At 69.0% G+C, this 15,431-nt stretch carries 13 protein-coding genes; 11 read left to right on the top strand and 2 right to left on the bottom strand.

Going from position 1 to position 15,431, the window contains the following annotated elements; translation table 11 throughout:
* Nucleotides 1-7: 7 nt before the first annotated feature.
* Nucleotides 8-1,168, top strand: a complete 1,161-nt coding sequence (locus ABT009_RS01610) for an acyl-CoA dehydrogenase family protein (protein ID WP_351288609.1) — start codon at nt 8-10, stop codon at nt 1,166-1,168.
* Nucleotides 1,169-1,267: 99 nt separating this feature from the next.
* Here ABT009_RS01610 and ABT009_RS01605 read toward each other — a convergent pair whose 3' ends face one another.
* A complete protein-coding gene (locus tag ABT009_RS01605; protein WP_351288282.1) occupies nt 1,268-1,936 on the bottom strand; it encodes a TetR/AcrR family transcriptional regulator in 669 nt (222 codons plus the stop codon).
* Nucleotides 1,937-2,047: 111 nt separating this feature from the next.
* On the opposite strand from ABT009_RS01605, the gene ABT009_RS01600 reads away from it, so the two are divergent.
* The 8 genes from ABT009_RS01600 (at nt 2,048) to ABT009_RS01565 (ending at nt 11,501) form a co-directional block, all read left to right on the top strand.
* Nucleotides 2,048-2,887 (top strand): patatin-like phospholipase family protein, encoded by an 840-nt coding sequence (locus ABT009_RS01600; protein ID WP_351288279.1) that lies wholly within the window; start codon nt 2,048-2,050, stop codon nt 2,885-2,887.
* Between the two features lie 181 nt (nt 2,888-3,068).
* A complete protein-coding gene (locus ABT009_RS01595; protein WP_351288276.1) occupies nt 3,069-4,115 on the top strand; it encodes an ABC transporter substrate-binding protein in 1,047 nt (348 codons plus the stop codon).
* 168 nt (nt 4,116-4,283) lie between these two features.
* Nucleotides 4,284-5,162, top strand: coding sequence for a siderophore-interacting protein (locus ABT009_RS01590; RefSeq protein ID WP_351288274.1), 879 nt, complete (start codon nt 4,284-4,286; stop codon nt 5,160-5,162).
* Between the two features lie 175 nt (nt 5,163-5,337).
* Entirely contained in the window at nt 5,338-6,780 is a 1,443-nt protein-coding gene (gene desA / locus ABT009_RS01585; RefSeq protein WP_351288271.1) for a lysine decarboxylase DesA, read from the top strand.
* Nucleotides 6,764-8,047 carry a lysine N(6)-hydroxylase/L-ornithine N(5)-oxygenase family protein gene (locus ABT009_RS01580; protein WP_351288268.1) on the top strand — a complete coding sequence of 428 codons (1,284 nt, stop codon included), beginning with the start codon at nt 6,764-6,766 and terminating at the stop codon, nt 8,045-8,047. The genes desA and ABT009_RS01580 overlap by 17 nt, the downstream gene beginning before the upstream one ends.
* Nucleotides 8,044-8,691 (top strand): GNAT family N-acetyltransferase, encoded by a 648-nt coding sequence (locus ABT009_RS01575; protein WP_502989791.1) that lies wholly within the window; start codon nt 8,044-8,046, stop codon nt 8,689-8,691. Before ABT009_RS01580 ends, ABT009_RS01575 begins: the two co-directional genes overlap by 4 nt.
* Nucleotides 8,688-10,460, top strand: coding sequence for an IucA/IucC family protein (locus tag ABT009_RS01570; RefSeq protein ID WP_351288266.1), 1,773 nt, complete (start codon nt 8,688-8,690; stop codon nt 10,458-10,460). The genes ABT009_RS01575 and ABT009_RS01570 overlap by 4 nt, the downstream gene beginning before the upstream one ends.
* Before the next feature lie 123 nt (nt 10,461-10,583).
* Nucleotides 10,584-11,501: a DUF4429 domain-containing protein gene (locus ABT009_RS01565; protein ID WP_351288264.1), complete on the top strand. Its 918-nt coding sequence runs from the start codon at nt 10,584-10,586 to the stop codon at nt 11,499-11,501.
* Between the two features lie 48 nt (nt 11,502-11,549).
* Here ABT009_RS01565 and ABT009_RS01560 read toward each other — a convergent pair whose 3' ends face one another.
* Entirely contained in the window at nt 11,550-13,115 is a 1,566-nt protein-coding gene (locus tag ABT009_RS01560; protein ID WP_351288261.1) for a purple acid phosphatase family protein, read from the bottom strand.
* 165 nt (nt 13,116-13,280) lie between these two features.
* Between ABT009_RS01560 and ABT009_RS01555 the strand changes: the two genes are divergently transcribed.
* Both ABT009_RS01555 and glmS read left to right on the top strand, forming a co-directional pair.
* Nucleotides 13,281-13,538 (top strand): hypothetical protein, encoded by a 258-nt coding sequence (locus ABT009_RS01555; protein ID WP_351288605.1) that lies wholly within the window; start codon nt 13,281-13,283, stop codon nt 13,536-13,538.
* Between the two features lie 66 nt (nt 13,539-13,604).
* Nucleotides 13,605-15,422 carry a glutamine--fructose-6-phosphate transaminase (isomerizing) gene (gene glmS, locus ABT009_RS01550; RefSeq protein WP_351288258.1) on the top strand — a complete coding sequence of 606 codons (1,818 nt, stop codon included), beginning with the start codon at nt 13,605-13,607 and terminating at the stop codon, nt 15,420-15,422.
* Nucleotides 15,423-15,431 lie beyond the last annotated feature (9 nt).

Genomic DNA, 15,431 nt, shown 5'->3' with positions numbered 1-15,431 from the left:
CATGACGATCGACCACCGGCTGTCGCCGGAACACGAGGAACTCCGCCGCACGGTCGAGGAGTTCGCGCACGACGTCGTCGCCCCGAAGATCGGCGACTTCTACGAGCGGCACGAGTTCCCGTACGAGATCGTGCGGGAGATGGGCCGTATGGGCCTGTTCGGCCTGCCGTTCCCGGAGGAGTACGGCGGGATGGGCGGCGACTATCTGGCGCTCGGGATCGCGCTCGAGGAACTCGCCCGAGTGGACTCGTCCGTCGCCATCACCCTGGAGGCCGGGGTCTCGCTGGGCGCGATGCCGGTCTTCCGCTACGGCACCGAGGCACAGAAAGAGGAGTGGCTCCCCCGCCTCTGCTCGGGCGAGATCCTGGGCGCCTTCGGTCTGACCGAGCCTGACGGCGGTTCGGACGCGGGCGCGACCCGCACCACCGCCGTACTGGACAAGACAACGGACGAATGGGTGATCAACGGCACGAAGTGCTTCATCACCAACTCGGGGACGGACATCACGGGCCTGGTCACGGTCACCGCCGTCACCGGCCGCACGGACGACGGCAAGCCACTGATCTCGTCGATCGTCGTGCCGTCGGGCACCCCGGGCTTCACGGTGGCACCGCCGTACTCGAAGGTCGGCTGGAACGCGTCGGACACCCGGGAGCTGTCGTTCGACGACGTACGGGTCCCGGCCGCGAACCTGCTGGGTGAACTAGGCCGCGGATACGCCCAGTTCCTGCGGATCCTCGACGAGGGCCGCATCGCCATCTCGGCCCTGGCGACGGGCCTGGCGCAGGGCTGCGTGGACGAGTCCGTCAAGTACGCGAAGGAGCGCCACGCCTTCGGCCGCCCGATCGGCGCCAACCAGGCCATCCAGTTCAAGATCGCCGACATGGAGATGAAGGCCCACACGGCCCGGCTGGCCTGGCGGGACGCGGCATCGCGCCTGATCAGCGGCGAGCCGTTCAAGAAGGAGGCCGCACTGGCCAAGCTCTACTCGTCGACAATCGCCGTGGACAACGCCCGCGAGGCGACCCAGATCCACGGCGGCTACGGCTTCATGAACGAGTATCCGGTGGCCCGCATGTGGCGGGACTCCAAGATCCTCGAGATCGGCGAGGGCACGAGCGAGGTCCAGCGGATGCTGATCGCCCGTGAACTGGGGCTCGCGGGCTGACCTTGCTTCGACCACCGCCCGCCTTCGTGCGCGTCCATGCCCGCACGGGCGGAAATCCTCAACCTGCACAGCGGTGTTGCGGCCGGCCGACGATGCATGTCACTTCGGGCCGGCCGCGTGCGGACCAAGGTCCTGGAGGACATCACCGAGTTGTGCAGCGGTGAGGGACGGGGCAGGGAGGGAAGCGGTGGGCTGCGCACGGAGACCATCGAGGAGTACGGCCAGATAGCGTCGCCAGACATTCGGGACGACGGCGGTCAGGGCAGGCACTGTCCGTCCGAGCGCTGCCAGGAGCAGTAGCAGATCCTCCGCCGTGACGTCTGTGCGCATGGCGCCCTGCGCCTGGGCCCGACCGATCAGCAGGCCGATCGTTTCGCGGTTGTGGGCGTGCAGCGCTTCGAGGGATGCGACTCCTTGGATGCCGGTCGTCATCAGGTCGTTGGCCCCCCGGTCGGCTGCCAGCCCTTCGAAGATCCCTTCCAGATAGCGGGTCAGCCCGGCCCATGCATCGGCGTGGGCCCGAGCCTGCTCGCCCATGTGCCGGGTCCCGGCCAGCAGGTCGTGGAAGACGGCCTCGATCAACGCCGCCCTGCTCGGGAAGTGCCGGTACAGCGTGGCGTTGCCGACCCCTGCGCGCCGGGCGATCTCGTCGAGCGAGGCGTCGAGTCCCAGCTCCGCGAACACCTCCCGAGCTGCGGCCAGCAGAGCGTCCCGGTTGCGCTGCGCGTCGCGTCGTAGCGGCGCTGACGTCTCTTTACGGACAGCCATCTGCTGTACCCGCCTCTCGGCTCACACGGAAGCGTGGACTGCTCCCCGATTGCGATGCTAGCGTCGCCGCAATAACCGGGGACACATCCCCGGTTTCAGAAGGGGGCGGGCATGGCGGACACGGCGCTGGTGCTGGGCGGGGGCGGGCTGACCGCGTACGCGTGGCAGGTCGGCATGCTGGCAGGGCTGGCCGAGGCGGGAGTGGACCTCACCGGCGCCGATCTGTTCGCCGGCACATCGGGCGGCGCGCTGACCGCGCTGGAACTGGCCGCAGGGGCAGCGCCGGCCGACCTCTACGCGGTGCAGCTCAACGGGGAGCGCGCCATGCTGCAGGTGCATTTCACGTTCGGCATGACCGTCAAGTACCTCTGGGCCGCGCTGGGTTCCCGCGACCCGGAGACCGCCCTCAGGCGGATGGGAAGGCTGGCGCTGGCCGTTCGCGACGTGCCCGAGACCGAGGTGTTCGACGCGATCGGCTCGCAACTGCCGGTCCACACCTGGCCGGACAGGCCGTTGCGGCTGTTCGCGGTGGACGCGCTCACCGGAAAGCCGACCGGCTTCAGCGCCGACAGCGGGACCGACCTGGTGCGGGCAATGTCGGCAACCTGTGCGCTGCCCCCGCTGTTCCCGCCGATCACGATCGGGGAGGGCCGCTGGATGGACGGGGGCGTGCGCTCCACGACCAACGCCGACTTGGTGAACGACTGCCGACGGGTCATCGCACTGGCCCCTATTCCCAAGGCGCCAGGTGCGAGCCCGAGCACCGCCGACCAGGTGGCCTCCCTGGTGGCGGACGGTGTCCGGGCGGCCTTGCTCGTTCCGGACCGGGCGGCCCGCCGCGCTTTCGGCCGCAACCCCCTGGACGCTTCCCGCATCCCCGGCGCGGCCCGTGCGGGCCACCGGCAGGCCGCCGCGTACGCCGAGCAGGTCCGCGCCGTCTGGCACAGCTGAGACTCCAGCCGGACAGGCCGGCACGGCCGAAACTCCCGCTGCACAGGCTGCTCACCGGGGTTGCCGCGGCGCACCCCGGCCTCCGACAGGCACCCGCCCCCTGGACAAGCGCTGAGGTTAGGCTAACCTACCTTCGAATCGTCCGGGGGGCGCTACGCCCCGTCACGAAAGCAGCCGCCCCATGCCCAACGCCCGTGCCTCCCACCTCTCCCGCCGTGGCATCCTCGCCGCGGGCGGTGCCCTCGGTCTCGGCGCCCTGCTGACCGCTTGCGGCGACACCGACGCGAAGAGCGGCGGCTCGGACGCTTCGGCGGAGGCCACGAAGTCCGGCCCCTGGACCTTCAAGGACGACCGCGGCGAGACCGTGAAGCTGGACAAGATCCCGGCGAACATCGTGGCCTTCACCGGTGTCGCGGCCGCCCTCTACGACTACGGCATCGAGGTCAAGGGCGTCTTCGGTCCGACCAAGACCAAGGACGGCAAGGCCGACGTCCAGGCCGGCGACATGGACGTCAGCAAGCTGACGGTCATCGGCAACACCTGGGGCGAGTTCAACATCGAGAAGTACGCGACCCTCTCCCCCGACGTGCTGATCTCCACCATGTTCGACGCCAAGGGCACCCTCTGGTACGTCCCCGAGGAGTCCGCGTCCCAGATCCTCAAGCTGGCCCCGAGCGTCGGCATCTCCGTCTACGACCGCCAGCTGGACAAGCCGCTACAGCGCATGTTCGCCCTCGCCGAGTCGCTCGGCGCCGACGTGAAGTCGGAGAAGATCACCGCGGCGAAGAAGCGCTTCGAGGACGCGGCCGCGCGGCTGCGCAAGGCCGCCAAGGCCCACCCCGACATCAAGGTGCTGGCCGGCTCCGCGAGCCAGGACATCTTCTACGTCTCCGGCTCCAACCTCTCCATCGACCTGGAGTACTTCAAGGCCCTCGGCGTGAACATCGTCGAGCCGTCGGCGAAGGCCCTGGCGGCCAGCGGCGGCTGGTTCGAGAACCTGAGCTGGGAGAACGTCGACAAGTACAAGGCCGACATCATCATCATGGACGACCGCACGTCGGCCATCCAGCCGGCCGACATCACCGAGGCGACCTGGAAGAAGCTGCCCGCCGTCAAGGCCGGCCAGGTCATCGCCCGTACGCCCGAGCCGATCCTCTCCTACGACAAGTGCGCGCCGATCCTCGAGAACCTCGCGAAGGCCATCGAGACGGCGAAGAAGGTCAGCTGACCGCACCCCTACAGGTCGGCCGGCCCTGACAGGTTCGGCCGACCCGCTCGACACGAGCAGCCCGCTCGACCCGAGTAGCCCGCTCGACCCGAGCGAGGCCCTCGATCCACCCGAGCAGCGAGACAAGAACAGACCTCATAGCCCTCATCGACGCTCCAGGAGTCCGAGATGACGACAGCCGTGGCCGCCCCGTTCCGTTTCTTCGCACTTCACGTCGTACGGACGAGGCGGCTCGGCCCGTCCATGGTCCGTGTCACGTTCACCGGGCCCGATGCGCACGTCTTCGCCTCGGGCGGCCGCGACCAGAGCCTCTCGCTCTTCCTGCCGCACCCCGGCCAGACCGAGCCCGTCGTACCGCTCGAGGCGGGCGACAACTGGTGGCACGCCTGGCGTGAACTGCCCGACGACGTACGGGCGGTGATGCGCTCGTACACGGTGCGCGCCCAGCGGCACACGCCGGACGGCGTCGACGAGATCGACATCGATTTCGCGCTGCACGGGGTGGAGCCCGGGGCCGCCACAGCGGCCGGCCCGGCCTCGCGCTGGGCGGCCGGCGCCCGGGCCGGTGACCGCGTCCTGGTCCTCGGCCCGGCGATCGCCGACAACACGGCGGTACGTTTCCGCCCGCCCGCCGACACCGATCTCGTCGTGATGTGGGCGGACGAGACGGCCCTGCCCGCGGCCTCGGCCATCCTGGAGTGGCTGCCGCCGGGCACCCGGGCGCGCGTCTGGCTGGAGGTCGAGCACGCCGCGGACCGCGTGGAGTTGCACACCCTGGCCGACGCGGACATCACCTGGCTGGTGCGCGACGAGCGCAACCAGGGCGCCGAGGCCGCCGAGGGCTCCCCCATGGCCCTCGACGCCCTCCGGTCCGCCCAACTTCCCGACGCCACCGCCCCGTACGCCTGGATCGCGGGCGAGTCCGGGTGCGTGAAGGCGCTGCGCCGCCATCTCGTACGGGAGCGCGGGGTCGACCGCCGACGTGTCACCTTCGTCGGCTACTGGCGCCGCGGCCTGACGGAGGAACAGCTGCGCGAGCAGGCGTGATCAGGGTCTCAACAACAAAGCATACAGGCGTAATTACGCCAAACTTCGCAATCCAGGCACAGGAACACGCCACAAAGACACAGGTGGGACGGGTCGCACGATCGAGTTAGGTTAGGCTAACCTAAGTTCGTCGTCGCGACCCCTTCCCTTGTCCTGAGCCGTCCGGAGGACCCCCATGCGCTCGCACCTGCTCAATGACACGACCGCGGAGCGGTACCGCCGCTCCGTGACCGAAGGAGTCGAGCGGGTGGCGGCCAAACTCGCCACCACCGACCGGCCGTTCACCGGCGTCACGGTCGACGCCCTCACCCCCCGCATCGAGAAGATCGACCTGGACCGGCCACTGGGCGACACGACCGCGGCCCTCGACGAGCTCGAGGAGGTCTACCTCCGGGACGCCGTCTACTTCCACCACCCGCGCTATCTCGCGCACCTCAACTGCCCGGTCGTCATCCCGGCCGTGCTGGGCGAGGCCGTCCTGTCCGCCGTCAACTCATCCCTCGACACCTGGGACCAGTCGGCCGGCGGCACCCTGATCGAGCGCAAGCTCATCGACTGGACCACCGAGCGCATCGGCCTCGGCCCGGCCGCAGACGGCGTGTTCACCAGCGGCGGTACGCAGTCCAACCTCCAGGCGCTGCTGCTTGCCCGCGAGGAGGCCAAGGTCGACGACACCGCGCGGCTGCGCATCTTCGCCTCCGAGGTCAGCCACTTCAGCGTCAAGAAGTCCGCGAAACTCCTCGGCCTCGGCCCCGACGCGGTCGTCTCGATCCCCTGCGACCAGGACAAGCGCATGCACACGCTCGCGCTCGCCCACGAGCTGGAGCGCTGCGTCCGCGACGGCCTGGTCCCCATGGCGGTCGTCGCCACCGCGGGCACCACCGACTTCGGCTCGATCGACCCGCTGCCCGAGATCGCCGAGCTGTGCGCCCAGTACGGCACGTGGATGCACGTCGACGCCGCGTACGGCTGCGGGCTGCTGGTGTCGAACACCCGGCGGGAGCTCCTCGATGGCATCGAGCGCGCCGACTCCGTCACCGTCGACTACCACAAGTCCTTCTTCCAGCCTGTGAGTTCCAGCGCGGTCCTGGTACGGGACGCGGCCACGCTGCGCCACGCCACGTACCACGCCGACTACCTCAACCCGCGCCGCATGGTGCAGGAACGAATCCCCAACCAGGTCGACAAGTCCCTGCAGACCACCCGCCGCTTCGACGCGCTCAAGCTGTGGATGACGCTGCGCGTGATGGGCGCCGACGGCGTCGGCGAGCTCTTCGACGAGGTGTGCGACCTGGCCGCCGAGGGCTGGAAACTGCTGGCCGCCGACCCGCGCTTCGACGTCGTGGTCCAGCCGCAGCTCTCCACCCTCGTCTTCCGCTGCATCCCGGCGTCCGTCACCGACCCGGCGGAGATCGACCGCTGCAACCTGTACGCCCGCAAGGCGCTGTTCGCCTCCGGTGACGCGATCGTCGCGGGCACCAAAGTGGGCGGCCGCCACTACCTGAAGTTCACCCTGCTCAACCCCGAGACGACGGTCGCCGACATCGCCGCCGTCCTCGATCTGATCGCCGGCCACGCCGAGCAGTACCTGGGAGAGTCCCTTGACCGCGCTTCCTGAGCCCAGCAGCCACATCCACGACTTCGTGGGGATCGGCCTCGGCCCCTTCAACCTCGGCCTGGCCTGCCTCACCGAGCCCATCGACGAGCTCGACGGCGTCTTCCTGGAGTCCAAGCCGCACTTCGAGTGGCACTCGGGGATGTTCCTCGACGGCGCCCACCTCCAGACGCCGTTCATGTCGGACCTGGTCACCCTCGCCGACCCGACCTCGCCCTACTCCTTCCTCAACTACCTGAAGGAATCGGGCCGCCTGTACTCGTTCTACATCCGCGAGAACTTCTACCCGCTGCGCGTCGAGTACGACGACTACTGCCGCTGGGCCGCCTCGAAGGTCTCCTCCATCCGCTTCAACACGACGGTGACCGAGGTCTCGTACGTGGACGAGGGCGAGGTCTACGCCGTACGGACGGAGGGCGGCGAGACGTACTACGGCCGCCGCCTCGTCCTGGGCACCGGCACCCCGCCGTACATCCCGGAGGCCTGCCAGGGTCTGGGCGGCGACTTCATCCACAACTCCCGCTATGTGCAGAACAAGCAGGAGCTGCAGCGGAAGGAGTCGATCACGCTCGTGGGCAGCGGCCAGTCCGCCGCCGAGATCTACTACGACCTGCTGAGCGAGATCGACGTCCACGGCTACCGGCTGAACTGGGTCACCCGTTCCCCGCGCTTCTTCCCGCTGGAGTACACCAAGCTCACGCTGGAGATGACCTCGCCGGAGTACGTCGACTACTTCCACGCGCTGCCGGAGGGCACCCGCTACCGGCTCGAGACCCAGCAGAAGGGCCTGTTCAAGGGCATCGACGGCGATCTCATCAACGAGATCTTCGACCTGCTGTACCAGAAGAGCCTCGGCGGCCCGGTCCCGACCAGGCTGCTCACCAACTCGGCCCTGCACACGGCCGCCTACGAGGACGGCACGTACGCCCTCGGCCTGCGTCAGGAGGAGCAGGGCAAGGACTACGAGCTGAGCACCGAGGGCCTGATCCTGGCGACCGGCTACAAGTACGCCACGCCCGCCTTCCTCGAGCCCGTGCGCGACCGCATCCGCTGGGACTCCCACGGCCGCTTCGACGTCGCCCGCAACTACTCCGTCGACACGACGGGCCGCGGGATCTTCCTGCAGAACGCGGGCGTGCACACGCACAGCATCACGAGTCCCGACCTCGGCATGGGCCCGTACCGCAACAGCTACATCATCAGCGAGCTGCTGGGCCGGGAGTACTACCCCGTCGAGAAGACCATCGCGTTCCAGGAGTTCGCCGTATGAGCAGCACGAGCCGCATGAGCCGCACGAGCAGCCCGCAGGACCTGGGGACCTTCGCCGTCCGGCCCCTCGACCCGCTGGCCGACGCCGAACTGCTGCACGGCTGGGTCACGCATCCCAAGGCCGCGTTCTGGATGATGCAGGACGCGAAACTGCAGGACGTGGAGCGCGAGTACATGGCCATCGCGGCCGCCGAGCACCACGACGCGTTCCTCGGCCTGCACGACGGCGAGCCCGCGTTCCTGATGGAGCGCTACGACCCGGCGCACGTCGAGCTGGTCGGCCTGTACGAGCCGCAGCCGGGCGACGTCGGCATGCACTTCCTGGTCGCGCCGACGGACACGCCCGTGCACGGCTTCACCCGCGCCGTGATCACCGCGGTGATGGAGCACCTGTTCGCGGACCCGGCGACGGAGCGCGTCGTCGTCGAACCCGACGTACACAACAAAGCCGTGCACGCGCTGAACGAGGCCGTCGGCTTCGTACCCGAACGCGAGATCGAAAAGCCCGAGAAGAAGGCCCTGCTGAGCTTCTGCACACGCGCGCAGTTCGAAGCAGCGGTCGTACGAGAAGCAGCAGTACGCGAAACCGCACGAGCGGGCGCTCAGGCGTCCGCGAAGGCGGACGCACAAGGAGTGGCCATATGACCCTGTCCGACGCCGTGGCGCACCTGTCCCCCGAGCGCTGGGCGCAGGCCAACCGCCTCCTCATTCGCAAAGCGCTCGCCGAGTTCGCCCACGAGCGGCTCTTCACGCCGGAACCGGTCGGCGACGACCGGTACGTCGTCCGCAGCGACGACGGCACCGTCGAGTACCGCTTCACCGCCCGCCGTCTGCGCCTGGACCACTGGCAGGTGTTCCCGGAGTCGATCACACGTCACCGGGACGGCACGGAACTCCCGCTGCACGCCCTGGAGTTCTTCATCGAGCTGAAGGACTCGCTCGGCCTGAGCGACGCCATCCTGCCGGTCTATCTGGAGGAGATCTCCTCCACCCTCTCCGGCACCTGCTACAAGCTCACCAAGCCGGCCGTCCCGGCGGCCGAGCTGGCCCGCGCGGACTTCCAGGCCATCGAGACGGGCATGACCGAGGGCCACCCCTGCTTCGTCGCCAACAACGGCCGACTCGGCTTCGGCGTCCACGAGTACCTCTCGTACGCCCCGGAGACCGCGAGCCCCGTGCGGCTGGTATGGCTCGCCGCCCACCGCTCCCGGGCCGCGTTCACGGCGGGCGTCGGCCTGGACTACGAGTCGCTGCTCCGGTCGGAGCTCGGCGAGGAGACGCTGAAGCGGTTCTCGGGGACGCTCACGGACCAGGGTCTCGACCCGGACGACTACCTCCTCATCCCCGTCCACCCCTGGCAGTGGTGGAACAAGCTCTCCGTGACCTTCGCGGCCGAAGTCGCCCAGCGCCACCTCGTGTGCCTGGGCGAGGGCGACGACGAGTACCTGGCCCAGCAGTCGATCCGTACGTTCTTCAACACGAGCGACCCGGCCAAGCACTATGTGAAAACGGCCCTGTCGGTCATCAACATGGGCTTCATGCGCGGGCTGTCGGCCGCGTACATGGAGGCGACGCCGGCGATCAACGACTGGCTGGCGGGTCTCGTCGAGAACGACGAGGTGCTGAAGTCCACGGGCCTGTCGGTCATCCGCGAGCGCGCCGCCGTCGGCTACCGGCACCTGGAGTACGAGGCCGCGACCGACCGCTACTCGCCGTACCGCAAGATGCTCGCCGCGCTGTGGCGCGAGAGCCCCGTGCCGTCCCTGCAGGAAGGCGAGCGGCTCGCGACCATGGCGTCGCTGCTGCACACCGACCGCGAGGGCGCGTCCTTCGCGGCCGGGCTGATCGAGCAGTCCGGCCTGACGCCCACCGAGTGGCTGCGCCACTATCTGCGGGCCTACCTCACCCCGCTGCTGCACAGCTTCTACGCGTACGACCTGGTGTTCATGCCGCACGGCGAGAACGTGATCCTGGTCCTCAAGGACGGCGTCGTGCAGCGGGCCGTCTTCAAGGACATCGCCGAGGAGATCGCGGTCATGGACCCGGACGCGGTGCTGCCGCCCGTGGTCGAGCGGATCCGGGTCGAGGTCCCGGAGGACATGAAGCTGCTGTCGATCTTCACGGACGTCTTCGACTGCTTCTTCCGCTTCCTGGCCGCGAACCTCGTCACGGAGGGCGTGCTCGACGAGGACACCTTCTGGCGGGCCGTCGCCGACTGCGTACGGGACTACCAGGAGTCCGCGCCCGAACTCGCCGACAAGTTCCGCCAGTACGACATGTTCGCACCCGAGTTCGCCCTGTCCTGCCTCAACCGGCTGCAGCTGCGCAACAACGCGCAGATGGTCGACCTGGCCGATCCGTCGGGGGCGCTCCAGCTGGTGGGCGACCTGAAGAACCCCATAGCGGGCCTCTGATGAACCTCATAGCGGTCCTCTGACGGCCCATGAACGGGCGGGCGCCCCCGGAGTACGGTCCTCCGGGGGCGCCCGTCGGAGGTATAGACCACTCGCCGTGGAGCCGGATGCCAGAATCGCCGTATGGTGGAAATCATCCAGCGCGACGGGACGTGGACCTTCGACGGAGAGACACTGCGGCTGGTGCCGGGAAACGACAAGGGCGTCGGCCTCCTCCGCAGAACGCTGGGTGAACTCGCCGTACCGCTGGAAGCGTTGGCGGGCGTTTCGTTCGGGCAGGGCAAGAAGTCCGGGCGGCTGAGGCTGCGGCTGCGCGACGGCGCCGATCCGCTGCTGCAGGCCACGGGCGGCAGGCTCGCGGACGCCTCGGACCCCTATCAGCTGACGGTCGAGCCCGACCGGTACGGGGTCGCCGAGTACTTCGTGGACGAGGTGCGCCACGCGCTCCTGCTGGAGCAGGTGCCGCCGGGCGCCGTCGGTTCGTATCTGCTGCCGGGCCCGCCCGTGCCGCTGTCGGTCTCGGCGGGCGACGGCACGGCGAGCTTCGACGGGGAGCACGTCCGGCTGGAGTGGAACTGGAAGACGGAGGACGCCAAGTCCGCCGCGGGCCCCCGGGCGCTCGCGCTGACCGACATAGCGGCCGTCGAGTGGCACCCCGCGGTGGGCCTCGAGAACGGCTACCTCCGCTTCACCCTGAAGAACTCCCCCGCCACCAAGGCTCCGCCCAAGTACGACCCGTATTCGGTGGAATTGTGGGGGTTCAAGAAGGACCCCCTGATGGCCCTGATCGCGGCAGCGGTGCAGGCCCGCCTGGCGCACCCGGGTGCACCCGGGGACGCGCTGACGTCCGCCCAGCAGCCACTGTCCGCGCCTTCGCCCGAATCCGTGCCCGTACCCGCCCCCGCGCGCCCGGCCGCTGGGGGCAGCGACCACGACGCCCTGCTGCGCCGCTTGCGCGAGCTCGGCGAGCTGCACCGGTCGGGGATCCTCACGGACGAGGAGTTCACCATGGCCAAGCAGGCGGTCCTCAAGAGCATGTGAGGGCCGCCTGCGGGTGTGCGTGTGCCCCGCCTTCCGGGCGCGCGTGAGCTACTTGGCCTTGCGCGCCACCGTGAAGTGGTCGATCCGGTCACCCGTCTCGGCGATGCCCTGGACCTTCAGCGTGGTGTAGCGGCCCTTCGGCGCGGGGGTGACGTCCACGCGCAGGAAGGAGTAGTTGAGGTAGCGCACCCGGGACCAGGCGACCGTCTCGTTCTGCTTGCCGTCCTTGAGGTTGATGAACGAGGCCACGGAGTCCACCTCGTGCTCGTGACCCTCGTACGAGTCCGGGGCGGTGAACGCGTACAGGCTGCGACCCGCCGCACCCGCCGTCACGTACACCACGCCCTCGGTCTCGGGGTATGCCGTGCCGCCGATCGGCAGCTTCTTGGCGACCTCGTTGCCCTTGATGACGTCGGTGCGCTCGTACTGGTGGTTGTGGCCGTTGATGACGAGGTCGACGTTGTACTTCTCGAACAGCGGCACCCACTCCTGGCGCACGCCCCCCTCCGAGGCGTGCGCCGTGGACGTGCAGTACGCGCAGTGGTGGAAGAACACGATAATGAAGTCGATGTCCTGCGCGGCCCGGAACTTCTTCAGCTGGGCCTCGAACCAGGTGGTCTGGGTGCCGCCGGAGATGCCGAGGTTGGCCGGGATCTCGAAGGAGACGTCGTTGGGGTCCAGCGAGACGATCGCCGTGTTGCCGTAGACGAAGGAGTAGACGCCCGGCAGGTTCTGCTTGTCGGGGCCGTTGTCGGGAAGCGTGAAGCGGGCCTCCTCGCCGCCGTAACCGTTGGGCGAGTACCACGCCTCCATGTCGTGGTTGCCGTACGACACCATCCACGGGACCTGCTTGGCGACCGACTCCGTCTGATAAAGGAACTGGTCCCACACGCGCGAGTCGAAGCCGGTGTCGGCGGTCTTGCCCGCGCCGGACGGGTCGGCGTAGGCGATGTCGCCGGCGTGCAGGTGGAAGGCCGGGTTCTGGCCGAGGATCAGGCCGTCGTTGGCGAGGCCGTGGTAGCTGACGCCCTGGTCGCCGAAGGCCGTGAAGGTGAACGGCTCCGCGCTCGCGGGGGCGGTGGTGAAGGTGCCGAGGGTGCCGAGCAGGTGCGGCTCGGCCGGGTCGAAGCCCGCGTGGCCGACGCCGTAGTAGTACGTCTTGCCCGGCCGCAGGTTCGTGAGCTTGGCGTGCAGGTAGTACTGCGTGTGGTCGCCGCTCGCGCCGACGCCGGCCGGGGTGTACAGGGTGCGCACCTCGGCCTCGATCTTGCGGGAGAGGTCCCAGGGCTGGGCGCCGATCCGGATGAAAGGGTTCTTCACCGCGACCGGGACCTGCCAGGAGACGGTGATCTCCGTGCGCGCGTCGTTGCCGTAGGCGAGGTGGCGGCCGAAGGGGGCGACGAGGGCGCCGTCGACCGTCTCGGTCGCGGAGGCGGTGCGCTGCGTCGGGACCGCGGCCTGGGCGGTGGCGCCCGACACGAACGCGCCACCCGTGACGGCACCCAGCGTGACGGCGCCGCCCCTGATCATCGAGCGCCGCGAGAATCTGGCGCGCAGGTATTCGTGCTGCTCGGCCATGCTCATGCGCTCGGCCAGCTTCTCGGGTACTCCCATGCGAGGAATGTCCATGAGGCCTGAAAATCGTCTCCACAGGCAACGAGTCGCAGGACGCAGGATGGACAGCTCGCGAACAGCCGCTCATAAGAGCTTCAACAGCTCGCTGCCCGATATCGGGCAGGATTCTTGCGAAACCGTCGCTCGTACCCCAAGATCTACCGGGTGCACGACGAACTTGTTGATCATCTGACGCGGTCCACGCCCCTCAACCGGGGCGAGGCGCTGCGCGTGATCCAGGACGTGCTCGCCTACTTCGACGAGACGACGGATGAATACGTCCGTCGCCGCCACCGTGAGCTGCAGGCCCAGGGCCTGGTGAACGCGGCGATCTTCGAACAGATCGAGGCGGACCTGAAGTACCGCGCGGTGGCACCGCCCGAGCTCTCGCTCAGGCAGCTGCGGCGCATCGTCTACGGCTGACACCGTCCAGGGATCGGCGCGCGGGCGACAACTACATCGACTCGGGGAAACAGAGGGACGACTTAAATGTGCGGAATCGTCGGATACATCGGGAAACGTGACGTGGCGCCGCTGCTGCTCGAGGGCCTGCAGCGGCTGGAGTACCGGGGGTACGACTCGGCGGGCATCGTCGTGACCTCCCCGAAGACCGCCGGCCTGAAGATGGTCAAGGCCAAGGGCCGCGTCCGCGACCTGGAGGCCAAGGTCCCGGCCCGCTTCAAGGGCACGGTCGGCATCGCACACACCCGCTGGGCCACGCATGGCGCCCCGTCCGACGAGAACGCGCACCCCCACATGGACGCCGAGGGCAAGGTCGCCGTCGTCCACAACGGCATCATCGACAACGCCGGCGAGCTGCGCGCCAAGCTCACGGCCGACGGTGTGGAGTTCCTCTCCGAGACCGACACCGAGGTGGTCACGCACCTCATCGCCCGCTCCCAGGCCGAGAAGCTCGAGGACAAGGTCCGCGACGCCCTCCGCCTGATCGAGGGCACGTACGGCATCGCGGTCCTGCACGCCGACTTCTCCGACCGCATCGTGGTGGCCCGCAACGGCTCCCCGGTCGTGCTCGGCATCGGCGAGAAGGAGATGTTCGTCGCGTCGGACGTCGCCGCGCTGGTCGCCCACACGCGCCAGATCGTCACCCTCGACGACGGCGAGATGGCCACGCTGAAGGCCGACGACTTCCGTACGTACACCACCGAGGGCACCCGGACGACCGCCTCGCCGACCACCGTCGAGTGGGAGGCCGAGTCGTACGACATGGGCGGCCACGACACGTACATGCACAAGGAGATCCACGAGCAGGTCGACGCCGTGGACCGCGTGCTGCGCGGCCGCATCGACGACCGCTTCTCCACCGTGCACCTCGGCGGCCTCAACCTGGACGCCCGCGAGGCGCGCCAGATCCGCCGCGTGAAAATCCTCGGCTGCGGCACCTCGTACCACGCGGGCATGATCGGCGCCCAGATGATCGAGGAGCTGGCGCGCATCCCGGCCGACGCCGAGCCGGCCTCCGAGTTCCGCTACCGCAACGCGGTCGTCGACCCCGACACCCTGTACATCGCCGTCTCGCAGTCCGGTGAGACGTACGACGTGCTGGCCGCCGTGCAGGAGCTCAAGCGCAAGGGCGCCCGGGTCCTCGGCGTGGTGAACGTGGTCGGTTCCGCCATCGCCCGCGAGGCCGACGGCGGCATGTACGTGCACGCGGGCCCCGAGGTCTGCGTCGTCTCCACCAAGTGCTTCACCAACACCACGGTCGCCTTCGCGCTGCTCGCGCTGCACCTGGGCCGCACCCGTGACCTGTCGGTCTCCGATGGCAAGCGGATCATCGCGGGCCTGCGCAAGCTGCCCGCGCAGATCGCGGAGATCCTCGAGCAGGAGGACGAGATCAAGAAGCTGGCCGACGAGTACGCCGACGCCAAGTCGATGCTGTTCATCGGGCGCGTGCGCGGCTACCCGGTGGCCCGCGAGGCCTCTCTGAAGCTCAAGGAGGTCTCGTACATCCACGCCGAGGCCTACCCCGCCTCGGAGTTGAAGCACGGCCCGCTCGCCCTGATCGAGCCCGCGCTGCCGACCGTCGCGATCGTCCCCGACGACGACCTGCTGGAGAAGAACCGCGCCGCGCTGGAGGAGATCAAGGCCCGCAGCGGCAAGATCCTCGCGGTGGCCCACCAGGAGCAGGAGAAGGCCGACCAGACGATCGTGGTCCCGAAGAACGAGGACGAGCTGGACCCGATCCTCATGGGCATCCCGCTCCAACTCCTCGCTTACCACACGGCGTTGGCCCTGGGCCGGGACATCGACAAGCCGCGAAACCTCGCCAAGTCGGTCACCGTCGAATAATCCCGCGCG

The organism is Streptomyces sp. NPDC002896 (genome assembly GCF_040295225.1).
Taxonomy (GTDB): Bacteria; Actinomycetota; Actinomycetes; order Streptomycetales; family Streptomycetaceae; genus Streptomyces.
Note: the sequence above shows the minus strand (reverse complement) of the source record. Positions and strands in the feature narration are given on the sequence as shown.